The 13,987-nt window shown below is 41.8% G+C and carries 14 protein-coding genes; 9 read left to right on the top strand and 5 right to left on the bottom strand.

The features are described from left to right. Positions 1 to 154: 154 nt before the first annotated feature. Positions 155 to 877, bottom strand: coding sequence for an SDR family oxidoreductase (locus tag C9J45_RS09620; RefSeq protein ID WP_107208671.1), 723 nt, complete (start codon positions 875 to 877; stop codon positions 155 to 157). 364 nt (positions 878 to 1,241) lie between these two features. Here C9J45_RS09620 and C9J45_RS09615 point away from each other — a divergent pair, with 364 nt between their 5' ends. From C9J45_RS09615 to C9J45_RS09605, 3 genes are all read left to right on the top strand, one after another. Further along, positions 1,242 to 2,837, top strand: a complete 1,596-nt coding sequence (locus tag C9J45_RS09615; RefSeq protein ID WP_107208672.1) for an AbgT family transporter — start codon at positions 1,242 to 1,244, stop codon at positions 2,835 to 2,837. A 113-nt stretch (positions 2,838 to 2,950) separates the two neighbouring features. Beyond that, a complete protein-coding gene (locus tag C9J45_RS09610) occupies positions 2,951 to 3,808 on the top strand; it encodes a LysR family transcriptional regulator (protein ID WP_107208673.1) in 858 nt (285 codons plus the stop codon). A gap of 269 nt (positions 3,809 to 4,077) precedes the next feature. Continuing rightward, on the top strand, positions 4,078 to 4,554 hold the full coding sequence (locus tag C9J45_RS09605; RefSeq protein ID WP_107208674.1) for a Dps family protein: 477 nt from the start codon (positions 4,078 to 4,080) through the stop codon (positions 4,552 to 4,554). Positions 4,555 to 4,691: 137 nt separating this feature from the next. Here the strand turns inward: C9J45_RS09605 and C9J45_RS09600 are convergent, their stop codons facing one another. Together C9J45_RS09600 and rhtB are read right to left on the bottom strand one after the other, a co-directional pair. Further along, positions 4,692 to 5,915 (bottom strand): EAL and HDOD domain-containing protein, encoded by a 1,224-nt coding sequence (locus C9J45_RS09600; RefSeq protein ID WP_107208675.1) that lies wholly within the window; start codon positions 5,913 to 5,915, stop codon positions 4,692 to 4,694. 29 nt (positions 5,916 to 5,944) lie between these two features. Next, a complete protein-coding gene (gene rhtB / locus C9J45_RS09595; protein ID WP_107247029.1) occupies positions 5,945 to 6,562 on the bottom strand; it encodes a homoserine/homoserine lactone efflux protein in 618 nt (205 codons plus the stop codon). Between the two features lie 265 nt (positions 6,563 to 6,827). On the opposite strand from rhtB, the gene C9J45_RS09590 reads away from it, so the two are divergent. Together C9J45_RS09590 and C9J45_RS09585 are read left to right on the top strand one after the other, a co-directional pair. Beyond that, the gene (locus C9J45_RS09590) at positions 6,828 to 7,748 is read left to right on the top strand and encodes an alpha/beta fold hydrolase (RefSeq protein ID WP_107288157.1); all 921 of its coding nucleotides are present in this window, start codon (positions 6,828 to 6,830) and stop codon (positions 7,746 to 7,748) included. 157 nt (positions 7,749 to 7,905) lie between these two features. Next, entirely contained in the window at positions 7,906 to 8,712 is an 807-nt protein-coding gene (locus C9J45_RS09585; protein ID WP_107208677.1) for a Cof-type HAD-IIB family hydrolase, read from the top strand. A 57-nt stretch (positions 8,713 to 8,769) separates the two neighbouring features. On the opposite strand, the gene C9J45_RS09580 is transcribed toward C9J45_RS09585, so the two are convergent. Then, complete coding sequence (locus C9J45_RS09580) at positions 8,770 to 9,228, bottom strand: EVE domain-containing protein (RefSeq protein ID WP_107208678.1); 459 nt, start codon at positions 9,226 to 9,228, stop codon at positions 8,770 to 8,772. A gap of 60 nt (positions 9,229 to 9,288) precedes the next feature. Between C9J45_RS09580 and C9J45_RS09575 the strand changes: the two genes are divergently transcribed. The 3 genes from C9J45_RS09575 (at position 9,289) to C9J45_RS09565 (ending at position 10,959) form a co-directional block, all read left to right on the top strand. Beyond that, positions 9,289 to 9,705 (top strand): hypothetical protein, encoded by a 417-nt coding sequence (locus tag C9J45_RS09575; protein WP_107208679.1) that lies wholly within the window; start codon positions 9,289 to 9,291, stop codon positions 9,703 to 9,705. Positions 9,706 to 9,783: 78 nt separating this feature from the next. After that, the gene (locus C9J45_RS09570) at positions 9,784 to 10,371 is read left to right on the top strand and encodes a tRNA-uridine aminocarboxypropyltransferase (RefSeq protein ID WP_107292461.1); all 588 of its coding nucleotides are present in this window, start codon (positions 9,784 to 9,786) and stop codon (positions 10,369 to 10,371) included. A gap of 120 nt (positions 10,372 to 10,491) precedes the next feature. Further along, complete coding sequence (locus C9J45_RS09565) at positions 10,492 to 10,959, top strand: glycine zipper 2TM domain-containing protein (RefSeq protein WP_107208681.1); 468 nt, start codon at positions 10,492 to 10,494, stop codon at positions 10,957 to 10,959. A gap of 461 nt (positions 10,960 to 11,420) precedes the next feature. Here C9J45_RS09565 and C9J45_RS21500 read toward each other — a convergent pair whose 3' ends face one another. Next, positions 11,421 to 11,576 (bottom strand): prepilin-type N-terminal cleavage/methylation domain-containing protein, encoded by a 156-nt coding sequence (locus tag C9J45_RS21500; RefSeq protein WP_146144321.1) that lies wholly within the window; start codon positions 11,574 to 11,576, stop codon positions 11,421 to 11,423. 708 nt (positions 11,577 to 12,284) lie between these two features. Here C9J45_RS21500 and potE point away from each other — a divergent pair. Further along, positions 12,285 to 13,610 (top strand): putrescine-ornithine antiporter, encoded by a 1,326-nt coding sequence (gene potE, locus C9J45_RS09555; RefSeq protein ID WP_107260558.1) that lies wholly within the window; start codon positions 12,285 to 12,287, stop codon positions 13,608 to 13,610. The last annotated feature ends 377 nt before the right edge of the window (positions 13,611 to 13,987 follow it).

Here is a 13,987-nt window from a genome sequence, read left to right as displayed (position 1 = left end):
TCCCTCTGCTACAAAAAAGAGATGTTATTAATATCACTGATACCAATAACATCTCTTTAAATATAACAGGGGATCAATAACATGTATTGAATAAGCGCGTCTTTATTCACATTACTCACGACACGCTGACATTCCTTCCTTCAACACCAACGCATTATGGTTGTTGGCGCGTTGCAGCAAGCACAATTTCACGAATACATAAATTCTGCGGTTGGTTGTAAGCGTAGCTAATCGCATTCGCAATATCTTGTGGTGCAATCACCCCACCCATACCTTCTTTCCACTCTTCATAGCCTGCTTTAATCGCGTCACTACTGGTATGGCTCAATAATTCTGTTTCAACAGCACCTGGTGCAATGGTAATAAAGCGAACATTATCGTCAGCGACTTCTTCACGGATATTTTCAGTGATCGCGTGAACCGCAAATTTAGTTCCGCAATACGCCGCATGATTAGGGAAGGTTTTACGTCCTGCAATAGAGCTAATGTTGATCACTGTACCGTGTTTACGTGCTTTCATGCCTGCCAATACAACGTGAATACCGTTTAGCATACCCATCACATTAACATTAAACATCGTCTGCCATTCTGCTGGATCTTGTTCATCAGCTAAACCAAGTAACATCATGCCAGCATTGTTAATTAAACAATCAACAGGACCAAACTTTTCTTCCGCTTCAGTAACGGCCGCTTGGATGGCTTGCGCATCAGTCACATCGACTGCTCGACATAGTGTATTAGGTAGGTTCATTGCTTCCATACGATCTACACGACGCGCAAGTAATAATAATGGATAACCTTCTGCAGACAGTTGACGCGCTGTTGCTTCACCAATACCCGAACTTGCACCCGTAATAACAACTAAAGATTTAGACATAAGACTTTCCTACTCTGGTAATTCGAAAAATATTCAACAGGCCGACATGTTGTTGATGCATTCACTATAGGTCGGATTGAGAGAAGTGAAAAATATCAATTTCTTAGGTTTATCATCAAAAAAAATTATGGATAAGAGATTTTTTTATTCGCTTTTCTTATCTAACTGAAACTTTTTATGCAACAAGAAACACAACAGCAAAAGCAGTTTAAAATTCTATCCAAAGACAAGTTTTAAAGTCTTATTCATTACCTATTTACAATTAGAAACAATTTAACATTGATTTTACAACATTTTGCGAGATAACATCTTATTCACAAAAGCAGTACCCATTGATGGGATTAAAACTATATTGGAGGTAGTGATGCATTCATCAGCTTCACAACAACAACCACATCCTAAGAAAACACTTTTTACCCGTTTTCTTGATACCGTCGAATGGTTAGGTAACTTATTACCTCACCCAATCACACTCTTCGCTATCTTCTGTGTCGCGATTTTAGTTGCCTCTGGCATCGCAGGCTATTTCGGTGTTTCTGTTGCCGATCCTCGACCAGAAGGCGCACCAGGTCGTGCTGCAGACGGCATGATCCACGTGGTCAGCCTATTAAATGCTGAAGGCTTGCAACTTATCGTGGCAAACCTTGTGAAAAACTTCACTGGCTTTGCACCACTAGGTACCGTACTGGTTGCCATGTTAGGTGTCGCGATTGCTGAACACTCAGGCCTACTTTCTTCGGCGATGCGTGGTTTAGTGATGGGCGCATCTCGTCGCATGGTAACTCTGGTTGTGGTATTTGCCGGTATTATCTCTAACACCGCCTCAGAGCTTGGCTACGTGGTACTTATTCCACTTGCGGCAATGCTATTCCACTCGCTAGGTCGTCACCCATTAGCAGGTCTTGCAGCCGCTTTTGCTGGTGTATCTGGTGGCTACAGTGCGAACTTACTACTAGGTACGGTTGATCCCCTGCTATCGGGTATTACCCAGACTGCAGCACAAATGATCGATCCTAATTACACTGTTGGCCCAGAAGTGAACTGGTACTTCATGTTTGCTTCAACCTTTGCTATCACCATCATGGGTGCGTTCGTTACAGAGAAAATCGTTGAGCCGAAACTAGGCAAATACGATGCCTCTGAAGCCAGTGATGATTTAAGCCAAGATAAAATGGGCAAACTGACTGCGCTTGAGAAGAGAGGTTTGAAAGCGGCGGGTCTTGCAGCGCTAGCTGTTGCAGCACTACTCGCACTGACAATTGTGCCTGCTGACGGTATTTTACGTAACCCACAAACAGGTTTAGTGGCAGGCTCTCCGTTCCTTAAAGGTATCGTGGCATTTATCTTCGTGTTCTTCGCCATCCCGGGTTTTGTCTACGGTAAAGTAGTAGGCACAATGAAGAACGACCGTGATGTGATCAACGCGATGTCTGTGTCAATGTCATCAATGGGTATGTACATTGTACTGGTGTTCTTCGCAGCTCAATTCGTGGCGTTCTTTAAGTGGACTAACTTCGGTCAAGTGTTCGCGGTTGGTGGTGCAGATTTCCTACAGTCTATTGGTCTAACAGGCCCAGCGCTGTTCTTCGCCTTCATCCTAATGTGTGGTTTTATCAACCTCATGATTGGTTCGGCATCAGCGCAGTGGGCGGTAACCGCACCTATCTTTATTCCAATGTTAATGCTGGTAGGTTATGCGCCTGAAACCATTCAAGCGGCATACCGTATCGGTGATTCTGTTACCAACATCATCACCCCTATGATGAGCTACTTCGGTATGATCCTAGCAGTAGCCACTCGTTACCAGAAGAACCTTGGTTTAGGTACGCTAATAGCAACCATGCTGCCTTATTCGATTGTATTCGTGATTGGCTGGAGCATCATGTTCTATGTTTGGGTGTTCGTACTGGGTATCCCAGTCGGCCCAGGTGCGAATACTTACTACAACATCGCAGGTTAACCTGTAATCCTCCTTTAGCCGGGCACCATGTCCGGCTTTTTTGTGCCTGTTTTCCCGCTTATTCGATTCCTATGATAATCTGCTCACTTAGCATCATATGCAGGTAACTTACGATGGATTTACGACTACTACGCTTTTTCATTGCAGTTTATGAAGAAAAAAACATCACCCTTGCCGCAGAGCGCTGCTTTGTTTCTCAACCGTCGATCTCTAACGGTATTAAGCAACTAGAGCAAGAGCTGAATACTGTACTGTTTTTACGTCATAAAAAAGGGGTTGATGTCACCGATGAAGCTCACTACTTATATCCGTTAGCGATCCGTTTGCTTAATGATGTAAATACCCTACCGCAACTGTTCCAGCAACGCACCGAGCGATTACCACTGACCTTGGCAAATTTTCCTGATTTAAGCCAAAGCCAACTGGCGAAAGTCTTTGCAACTTTACACCACAACATTGCCAATTTATCGCTCGAACTGGTTGATCACGAAAAACCTGCCGATGCGCGCTTAACTCTTGATATGTTCAAAGCAGAAGATGAGATCTTTTTGCCGCTATGGGATGAAGATTACGTCCTCTGCATGTTGCCTGATCACCCGTTGGCAAACTTGCCGTCGGTCTCGCCTGAGCAATTGCACCAACATGATTTTATTGAGTGCCCGCCTTGCGAAGCCCATCAGCAGACTATTAGCTTACTCGCCTGTGATGGCCTATCCGTTAATCTCGTTGCAAAAGCTGAGCATAAAACTCAAGTCATGCACTTGGTTCAAGCTGGGCTTGGCATTTCGTTTCTCCCTACAGGGGTACTGGAAAGTGCCAATCAATTGGTGGCAGTACCGTTAGAAGGACCACGGATGTTCCGCCGTTTAGGGCTGTGCTATCCCGCCAGTAAAACCTTAAACCCGGCCCTTTCTGAGTGCATTAAGGTACTGAGCCAAAGCGTGACCGCAACACAGGCAGAAAAAGGTTAAGTTTTTCCTATCACCCCTTGCTATGGTGAAAACTGCCACGGTGATCTAATCGCAGCGTAAATAGTCATCACTCTCTTTAGAAAGCCACTCGATGTTTACCGAATCACATCGGGTGGCTTTCGCTTATCTAGCCAATAAAGATAGCTAAAACCTATTGGTACAATAGAACCTAACAGTTATATCTATCATGAGGTTCACCCTATAATGAATACATCTTCTGAGAGGTCAGCACCTTTTAGCTAATTTATCGAATAAGTGAGGAAAGTAGCATGACTAGCGAAATGAATTTAATCGGTCTCAATACCCAAAAAGCGCAAGCTCTGGCTACAGACCTCAATAAATTATTAGCTGATTACCAAGTGTTATACATGAATACCCGTGGCTATCACTGGAACATTAAAGGACAAGAGTTTTTTGAACTTCATGTGAAGTTTGAAGAGATCTACACCGATCTTCAGCTAAAAATCGATGAACTTGCAGAGCGGATTTTAACCCTTGGTCATACGCCAGATCATAGCTTCAGCAGTTACCTCACCGTGAGTGATATCAAAGAACATCGCAATGCAACACAAGGTAAAGACTGTGTTGAAGGCTTAGTAAATGGTTTTAGTGTCTTGCTACGTTTAGAACGTCAAATTTTAGCGCAAGCAGGTGATGCGGGTGATGAAGGTACGGCAGCATTGATGGGTGATTACATCCGTGAACAAGAAAAACTGCTATGGATGTTAAATGCATACCGCCAATAGAGAATAGATAAACAAGCAGATATGAATTTAGTTGGGCCATATTATATGTGCTGTATCAACGGCGCGGCCCGCTTCGGCTCTCCAACTGCAATATTATGATTCCCATTCGGGGGCGAGACTACATAGCCCCCATTTTTTCATCGTTTTAAATTCACTGCGGTACATTTATCTGCCCACTCAACCGCAGCTAAATAACTTTCATGCACCACTTTTTCTTTTATCCCCAACACCTGACAACAAATCTGTACCCGTGTCCAATCTGCAGTACTAAACGCATCAACCACATCCAACACTAAGCCCAATCGCCCATTACGTTGTAAAAGTGCGGATTTAATTTCAGGTTGAAGCTGGATCATATCCAGTAAGCTCTCTAATGAATTATCAAGCAAGGCATCCAATAACGAGAACATCCCGGCTAAAAAAGCTTGTTCTGAGCGCAGCACAATGCCGCCTTTTGTCACCAGTAACTCACACATTTTGGCGCGTAATAACGATAAAGCATAAAGCTCTTTCGGCTTATCAAGCGCAGCATGCGCGGTCGCCACCACACCAATAAATAAGCGTAAGTTATCTTCACCTAAATACACTAAAGCTTGGCGAAATGAGCTGATCGGTGAGCGTAAGCGCTTGGTCACGGTATTGACGTAACGGAGTAATAAATAGGACAGAGAGACATCACTGCTAATAATGGTTTCGATACGCGAAAAATCGACCGGATCATGGGAGATTTCATGCAGTAGCTGTACCGTTGTAAGCTCTGATGGTGCCACTTTACGGCTTTTTAGCATTTCAGGTTTACTGAAAAAATAACCTTGAAATAAATGAAATCCCGCAGCTAATGCTTGCGAATAGTCATCATAGGTTTCGACTTTTTCCGCTAAAAACTTGGCTTTTAGGTGCTGGTTATCTTTGACATATTGGCAGGCTTGATCGAGACCTAGCGCCAGTAAATCTAACTTAATGACGGATATATACGGCAGGAAACGCTGCCATTCAGGATGACAATCAAAATCATCAAGCGCAAAGAGATAGCCTTTTTGGTGGAGATGTTTAACTGCCTGTAAAAGCTCATCACTTGGACGACAACTTTCAAGAATTTCAATAATAACTTTATCTTTAGGCAGTAATAATGGCATCAATTCAATCAAACAATGCTCAGGAAAATTAATAAAATTTCGCTGACCTTTGTATGAGCGGTTGTCACCAATCGCCATGTAATTTTCCATAACTAAGCGACATGTCGCTTCACTCGCATCGATATTCGGAAAAGCATTACTTTCTCCGTCACGAAATAATAATTCATAGCCAATCGTTTGTTGCTTACGATTAAAAATTGGCTGACGAGCAACATAGGAATACATCAAACCTTTCCTTTATCTATCATCAAAATTTACGCGCGAGCCAAAGCAAGTAAAGCACCACATCCGATAAACATAGATCCGAATAAACGGTTTAAACGAGACATCACCGTTGTTGAACGGATATAGCGGGTAAAGCGTGACGCTAACAGTACATAAAATAACATTACACAACCATCGACGACTAATGTCGTGATACCAAGTACCAATAACTGCGGTAATTGAGGTTCTACTGGATTGATAAACTGAGGAAATAACGCAACTAAGAACACAATCGTTTTGGGATTGGTTAAATTGACAAACACTGCTCGTTTAAACAATGTGGTAGCCGATATGGAGCTATCACGCTCATCTAAGGCTAATGCTGACTTCTCGCGCCATTTTTGGATCCCGAGCCACACTAAATACACCGCGCCTAGCCATTTAATAATGGTAAAAGCCAACTCAGAGCCAGCGACTATCGTTCCTAGCCCTACGCCAACAAGAATGATGTGTGCAGCCATACCACACTGCAAGCCGATAATAGAGGCTAATGACTTACGCCAGCCATAAACCATCCCATTACTGATTGAATTTACGGTCCCAGAGCCAGGTGCAAAACTAAAGATAACTGCTGCGAGCAAATATGCTAACCAAACATCAATACTCATGTGATCTCAATGAAATTTTTATGACATTTATAAAATGCGTTTATAACCTGAATAGAACAAATAAAGCAATATGGATACACTTATTCTGTCTTAGATAAATAAGGTATACTGTACTAAGTATGCCATTTTTGACTAATCCACAGTAATCGCCACGCCATAATTTGCTGTGATGATTTTTAAACAGATAAATTTCGGACGCGCTTTAATGACTTGTCAACCTTCGACTTTTCTCCCTTTTTCTCAAGAAGAACATTTCACAGACACAATGACGAGTGCGGTAAGTGAAATGTGGCAACAACGTCACGAAGGAAAATTCACGGGCGTTAAACAATGTGAATTAGGATGGGTCAGTTTAACCCCAAAGTGCAGTGATAAAGTCATTATCGTGGTTAATGGACGAGTAGAAACCTATTGGAAATACCAAGAGCTGTTCTATGATTTAGTCAAACAAGGCTACCATGTTTATTCCTTCGACCATCGTGGTCAGGGCGTGTCAGAACGCTTAGTGGACGATCATGAATTGGGGTATGTCGAAAACTTTGATGACTACGTTGAAGACCTGCATCTTTTTATGCGAAACATCGTCAAACCACAAGGTTATAAACAGCACTTCATCCTTGGTCATTCGATGGGGGGGGCAATAGCCAGTTTAGCACTTGCTCGTTATCCCACTCTTTTTGATCGCGCCGTACTAAGTGCGCCAATGCATGGCATCTATGTTAAACCTCACTTAAAGCCCTTTGCCGAAGCCTTGATTGGCATCACCGAATTATTTCGTCGTCAACCTCACTATGCTATTGGTCAAAAGCCCTATTATGCAAAACCGTTCAATGGCAACTTGCTTACCCACAGCCAAACACGTTACCAATGGTTTCGCGAGCTTTATGATGTCCGCCCTGAATTACGCATTGGTGGCGCAAGTAATCACTGGGTATGGGAAAGTATTAAAGCAGCACGTCGAGCGATTCAACAAGCCAATACCATCACTATCCCTGTTCTTTTACTTCAAGGCAGTGAAGATAAAATTGTTGATAACGCCTGTCAGCAGCAATTTCATCAACAGCTAAACCAAGGCTCTGGACACTGTGATTTTCAGATCATTGAAGGTTCTCGCCATGAGATCTTATTTGAAAGTGATCCGCTCCGTAACCAAGCGATTACCGCACTCTTGGCGCATTTTGCTTAATCTTCACTAACAGACTTTCGTTTTTATCAAGCGAACGAAAAGCGGAAGTCTAATTATCCAACTTTAGCCTCTTTTTTCCTCTTTGACTTGTTCTAGAATTAATCTCTCATTGGCATGCTACATACCATTACCGCCCGTTTTACTATCGAGAGTTCACATGTTTAAAATTGTTGCTTCAGATCTAGATGGCACCTTGCTTACTCCTGAGCATAAGATCGCCCCGTTTACTCAAGATGTCTTACAACGTCTTTATCAACACAATAAGCATTTTGTATTTGCAACAGGTCGCCACCATATAGATGTCGCTGAAATGCGTGAAAAACTGGGTATTCCGGCTTACATGATCACATCAAATGGCGCCAGTGTGCATGATGCCGACGGTAATCTTGTGTTCCAACAAAGTTTAAGCCCTGAAGTGATCCGTGGCGTTATTGCACTCGCAAAGCACGATCCTGATTTACACATTCACTTGTACCAAGGCGACCATTGGCTACTCAATCATGAAAATGAAGCACTGCGTGATTTCCACGATAGCTTTAACTATCAGTTATTTGATGTTGAGAACCCGCCGACAGATAACGTATTAAAAGTTTTCTTCACCCGTGATGATCTTGACCATGAGAAAATGGTGAAGTGGGAGCAAGCCTTTAATCAAGAGTTTAAAGATAAAGCGAATATCGCATTTTCCACACCTTGGTGCTTAGAAGTAATGGATGCGGGTGTCTCTAAAGGCGATGCCTTAGCCGCTGTCGCCAAAGCGCTCGAGCTGACATTAGACGATTGTATTGCTTTTGGTGATGGGATGAATGATGTTGAAATGCTATCAATGGCAGGTAAAGGCTTAATCATGGGCACCTCTCATGACAAAGTGAAACAAGCACTGCCAGATAATGAGGTTATCGGTTCAAGTGCTGATGAAGCGGTAGCGCACTACTTAGAAAAGTATCTCCTTAATCACGCATAACCCCCCTATAGAAAGGCTGTTAAACACAGCCTTTTTCTTTTCCCCTTGAAAAACAGTTTAGAACTGCCCTGTCATGGTTAAAATTTCCTGCCATTGCGCGTCAGTAACTGGCATCACACTTAAGCGACTGCCTTTTTTTACTAATGGCATCTCAGCCAAGGCTGGATTAGCTTTCATACGCTTTAAGCTAACTAACCGTAAGTGACGTTGGTATTCAATATCAACCATAAACCAGCGTGGATTCTCTGGATCTGATTTCGGATCAAAATACGGGCACTCGGGATCAAACTGGAAGTGATCGGGATACGAGGCTTTCACCACCGTTGCGATCCCAACTACACCGACATCTTTACACGATGAATGATAAATGAAGACTTGATCGCCTAATTTCACCTCGTCACGTAACATATTACGCGCCTGATAATTACGGACGCCTTCCCAAGGTGAAACTTTTTGTGATTTTAGGGTGTCTATAGAAAATGTATCTGGTTCGGTTTTAAATAACCAATAGGCCATATTGTTCTACCATTACTGCCAACTTCCTCATGAATTTGAGCCTACCATAGAGAGAATAAAATGACAGTTTCACGGTTACCCCTCGCCCTTATCTTTACCGCATCTACGCTAACTGGCTGTGCAAGTTGGTTACCAAGTAGCTTTGGTGGCGATGACAGTAATAGTAATTGGGTGGGTGAGTATAAAAGTCAGCCAGAAATGGGATTAACGACTCTACTGAGCCTTAAAAGCGATCACTCTGCAACAACCACATATCAATACACCAATGGCGATCCAAGTCTAAAAGAAAACGGGAATTGGCAAGCGATCAGCGACACTCAGCTGCAAGTAAAGATGACCTCACATCATGGGCTCAATAGCGAACGTATTTATACCTTTGATCCGAGTAAGAAGCAGCTCAGCGCAACAGAAGAAACCGTCAACGGTCAGAAATATCATATCGGCAATAATGGGTTAGTACTGACAAAACAAGACTAAACGCCATTATCACTGTCGTGACTTAAGACATCGATTTATGCCACACTGCAAGGGTATTTGAGGTTAGGAGAAATAACCATGTCATGCCCTCGCTGTGGCTTTCAGCACAATTGTATTTGCAACCTTGAGCCACACCTTCAGTGCCCCGCACACTTTGTGTTATTAACTCACCCTCGAGAGCTTAATAAAGATACCAACACAGGTAAGTTGCTGGTAAACAGTTTGTCTCATTGCCGCGTTGAGGTATGGCAACGTACCGAGCCGCCAGCACACTTGCTCGCGCAACTGCGTGATCCTCGCTACCAAGCCTATCTGGTTTTCCCAAGCGATGAGCAACATCCCCCTATTGAACTATCTCAAGCCGATACTGACCAACCCATCCCCCTGTTTATTATTCTTGATGCGACCTGGCAAGAAGCAAAAAAAATGGTACGTAAAAGCCCTTGGCTTAGTGACTTACCGCGTTTAGCTTTAACGCCACAACAGACATCAAACTACGCCTTACGACGTAATCAGCAAGACGGTAATTTATGTACCTGTGAAGTGGGGATAGCGCTACTGACTCAACTTCAATTCACAACAGAAGCAGCACAATTACACCAATACTTCTCGGCATTTATTAACACTTTTCATGCTGATAAAAGTGGACATAAGAGAACGTATTAACAGATTCAATACCTTATATTTACTGTTTTAGTAAAATGAGTTTTCGTGCTTTCTTTTCTTATCGAATAAGCTCAAATTACACCCAATATTTAAACACTGTATTTTTATTGAAGAAACAACATGAAAACAAAGATACTTGTCTTAACCGTAATTTTATCGACGTTAGGTCTCGCAGGCTGTGCAACCAATCCTTATGGTAATGCTTACAATGTTAATGATGCACGCCAGATGCAAGAAGTATATTACGGCACCGTAACTCGTACCCAAGCGGTAACACTAAATGGTAACGGTAATGGTATTGGTACACTTGCTGGCGGTGCTATTGGTGGGATTTTAGGCTCAGGCGTAGGCGGTGGTACCGGCTCGCAAATTGCGGCAATTGGTGGTGCGCTATTAGGCGGTTACCTTGGTAACGAAGCAGGTAACGAAGTCACTAAGCGTAATGGTGTAAACCTAACAATAAAGCTAGATAGTGGTCGTACCGTTTCTATCGTGCAGCAGGTTAACCCTAACGTCATGTTCCACGCCGGTGAGCGCGTTCAAATTAACATCTCTGACGATGGCACTTCTCGCGTCACGCCAGCTTAAGTATTTCTTCTTAAAAAACACCCCAAAAGGCGCTAATTTAGCGCCTTTTTCTTTGATCGTAATAGATATTGCTTCAGCATTTATCATCAATGACTGTAATCATCGGGCATTTAACAAATTAGGCTCATTGTTATGAGCTGTATTGTCGGTTGCTTGATAGCAGATCTTAAAATAGCGTTCTAAATGAAAGGGAGGAGTATGACCAGCCCCTTCCGCTCCCTCTGCGAAATTAACGTACATGACATAATAATGCGTATCTAAAATCTATTATTGTCAGCATACTGCCAGCCCAACCACTCCAACAATGATCACTTAACGTGAGTGTTTTCATATCCATTCGATAATGATATCAAGTATTCGGTGAGGCTAGCGCTTGAACAATACCCCTCTTCGTTGCAGTGGGGTAATCATTTGCTATCGATATTGCATCAACGGTACTCAATAAAGCTGTTTCTTTCCCGCTAATCATCGCTTTGATATTGATGGTTACGAGGTTGGGGTATCGCAACAACAACTAAACTCTCTAAGCTAACAATAACGATGACTAACTCTAAAAGAGTAAAACCGAATTTACGCTTCATTAATCCACCGCCAACACCTAAATTATTTAAAGGCATAATAAATCAATGCGTATTATTGAAAATAATGACGGTCTTTTATTACAAAAAACGATTAAAAATATTATTAATATTCCATTTATTATTAATGAATCCTGAACGTATCATTTAAGTTTTTACTAAACCTCTCAAAGTGACGTCGATTTCTCACTAAAAAAGTACTTTTTACTGTCATTAAATAAAAATTAACCCTGAATAAGAAAAAAATAAACACCATACAAATGGCATTAAATCGCACGAAAAGTGAATAAATATATTTTAACTATTCACTTTTCAAGTCTATTTCATATGATAAATCTCACCCCGCGAGACTTACAACCCATTGTTATTCATTGCTATTTTTACCTCCATCCTGACAGCATCAACTCATGAGTTGACGTTATTCACGATAGTTACTGAACGAATAACGATACTGTTTGTCATTATTGACACTAAAAATGGAACGTTTCATTCCGAAATTAACGTTTTTTTTTAAGCAAAACAGTCGCATTATACGCTTCATCGAAAGGACAACGAATTCACTCTCATATATAAGTCTTAATATCCAAGGTTTATATCTGAGTTATTTTTTAGTTAGTTCCCCCTACTAAAAAATAAAATAATAACCTTAATGTTATTAATGAATTCGCCATGGATTGGGTCTTATTAAATATAACGATAACTACTTTCTTATTTAGTAGTTATTACCTTCTAATCATAGGTGAATATATGTCATCAGATACTGGCACTAAAAAAATGGGCCTTGTCGGTTTAACTGTACTTGTTGCAGTTAACATGATGGGTTCCGGTATTATTATGCTACCAGCGAGCTTGGCTCAAGTTGGTGCTATTTCAATGTTATCTTGGGTGGTTACAGCATTAGGTGCAATGTGTATTGCTTACACGTTTGCTAAATGTGGTGCTTTTTGTAAACGTTCAGGCGGTATGTCAGCTTACGCAGAAGAAGCACACGGCAAATCATCTTTCTTTATCTCTTCTTACACATACTATGTATGTCTAGTAATTAGTTGTGTAGCAATTGCCGTATCAGCTGTTGGTTACATTAAGCCATTCATGCCTTGGTTAGATACGCCAGTACACACTTTCTTCGGTGTATGTGCGATTCTTATCATTACTATGGTTGCTAACTTTGGTGGTCCTAAGATCACAGGTCAAATCTCAGCATTCACTGTTTGGGGTATTATTCTACCTGTACTTGGTCTATCTGTTATCGGTTGGTGGTGGTTCGATCCACAAACATTCATGAGCGCATGGAACCCACACCATGACACAACAATGCACTCTGTATCTTCAGGTATCGCACTGACTCTATGGGCGTTCCTAGGTATTGAATCTGCTGGTGCTAACTCTGATGCAGTTGAAAATCCAGAGCGTAACGTACCACTAGCAGTACTATTTGGTACAGGTTTCGCTGCTGTTATCTACATTGCGTCTACTGGTGTTATCCAGGGTATTATTCCTAACGCAGAACTAGCAGCATCTACTGCACCATTTGGCTTAGTATTCAGCCACATGTTTAACCCAACAGTAGGTAACATTGTTACACTAGCAGCGGTTATCGCATGTATCGGTTCACTATTAGGTTGGCAGTTCACTAACGCTCAAGTATCTAAAGCAGCGGCAGATGAAGGTCTATTCCCTAAAATCTTTGCTAAGACTAACAAAGCAGGTGCACCAATTGCCGGTATGCTTATCATGCTAGTTGCTGAGTTAACTCTAGCAGTGATGACTATCTCTCCAAACTTGATCAGTCAGTTCAACGCGCTATTGAACCTAGCCGTATTTATTAACATGGTACCTTACATCCTATCTATGACAGGTTTGGAAGTGCTACTTCGCAAAAACATGGTTACACCAAAACAATACCGCCTAGGCGCTGTTGTGGGTACATTAGCTGTTATCTACAGCATCTACGGTGTATACGCTTGTGGTGCGACAGCAGTATTCGGCGGTACCATCTTGACGCTATTCGGTTACATCTTCTACGGTTTCATCGCAGCACGTGATACTAAACCAGAAGTTAAAGCAAACTAATTAAGATTTAATAAATTCGATACTAAAGAAATTTATTAATAACCAGCTAGAAATGAAATGGGAATAAATAATAAATACACTGAAAATTAATATAAACATTAATAAGCAGTATTATTTATTCCCTTCTAAAAGTATTAGGCAAGGCGTTTAATTACTTCATATTAATTATGTCGTGGTAAAACACACCTGCCATCAATCATTCTATTCAGGCGTTATTATGAACAACAATAATAGTACTAATAAAATGCGTGCTCTCGTTATTGAGCACCAAAACATTACTCCAAACAGCTTTGCCGATCGTGCAACTAAATCATTAATCGCTGAATTAGAAAGCCGTACTATCGAAATCGTTACTGCCACTTCTTACGAAGATGCAC

Origin of the sequence: Photobacterium sp. GB-1 (genome assembly GCF_003026165.1) — a bacterium.
Taxonomy (GTDB): domain Bacteria; phylum Pseudomonadota; class Gammaproteobacteria; order Enterobacterales; family Vibrionaceae; genus Photobacterium.
The sequence above is the reverse complement of the archived record's forward strand: the minus strand, read 5'-3'. Positions and strand labels throughout refer to the sequence as shown.

Bases quoted from the DNA above. Each gene is read 5' to 3' on its own strand.
- C9J45_RS09620 (WP_107208671.1), bottom strand. From the start codon at position 877: ATGTCTAAATCTTTAGTTGTTATTACGGGTGCAAGTTCGGGTATTGGT.
- C9J45_RS09615 (WP_107208672.1), top strand. From the start codon at position 1,242: ATGCATTCATCAGCTTCACAACAACAACCACATCCTAAGAAAACACTT.
- C9J45_RS09610 (WP_107208673.1), top strand. From the start codon at position 2,951: ATGGATTTACGACTACTACGCTTTTTCATTGCAGTTTATGAAGAAAAA.
- C9J45_RS09605 (WP_107208674.1), top strand. From the start codon at position 4,078: ATGACTAGCGAAATGAATTTAATCGGTCTCAATACCCAAAAAGCGCAA.
- C9J45_RS09600 (WP_107208675.1), bottom strand. From the start codon at position 5,915: ATGTATTCCTATGTTGCTCGTCAGCCAATTTTTAATCGTAAGCAACAA.
- rhtB (WP_107247029.1), bottom strand. From the start codon at position 6,562: ATGAGTATTGATGTTTGGTTAGCATATTTGCTCGCAGCAGTTATCTTT.
- C9J45_RS09590 (WP_107288157.1), top strand. From the start codon at position 6,828: ATGACGAGTGCGGTAAGTGAAATGTGGCAACAACGTCACGAAGGAAAA.
- C9J45_RS09585 (WP_107208677.1), top strand. From the start codon at position 7,906: ATGTTTAAAATTGTTGCTTCAGATCTAGATGGCACCTTGCTTACTCCT.
- C9J45_RS09580 (WP_107208678.1), bottom strand. From the start codon at position 9,228: ATGGCCTATTGGTTATTTAAAACCGAACCAGATACATTTTCTATAGAC.
- C9J45_RS09575 (WP_107208679.1), top strand. From the start codon at position 9,289: ATGACAGTTTCACGGTTACCCCTCGCCCTTATCTTTACCGCATCTACG.
- C9J45_RS09570 (WP_107292461.1), top strand. From the start codon at position 9,784: ATGTCATGCCCTCGCTGTGGCTTTCAGCACAATTGTATTTGCAACCTT.
- C9J45_RS09565 (WP_107208681.1), top strand. From the start codon at position 10,492: ATGAAAACAAAGATACTTGTCTTAACCGTAATTTTATCGACGTTAGGT.
- C9J45_RS21500 (WP_146144321.1), bottom strand. From the start codon at position 11,576: ATGCCTTTAAATAATTTAGGTGTTGGCGGTGGATTAATGAAGCGTAAA.
- potE (WP_107260558.1), top strand. From the start codon at position 12,285: ATGTCATCAGATACTGGCACTAAAAAAATGGGCCTTGTCGGTTTAACT.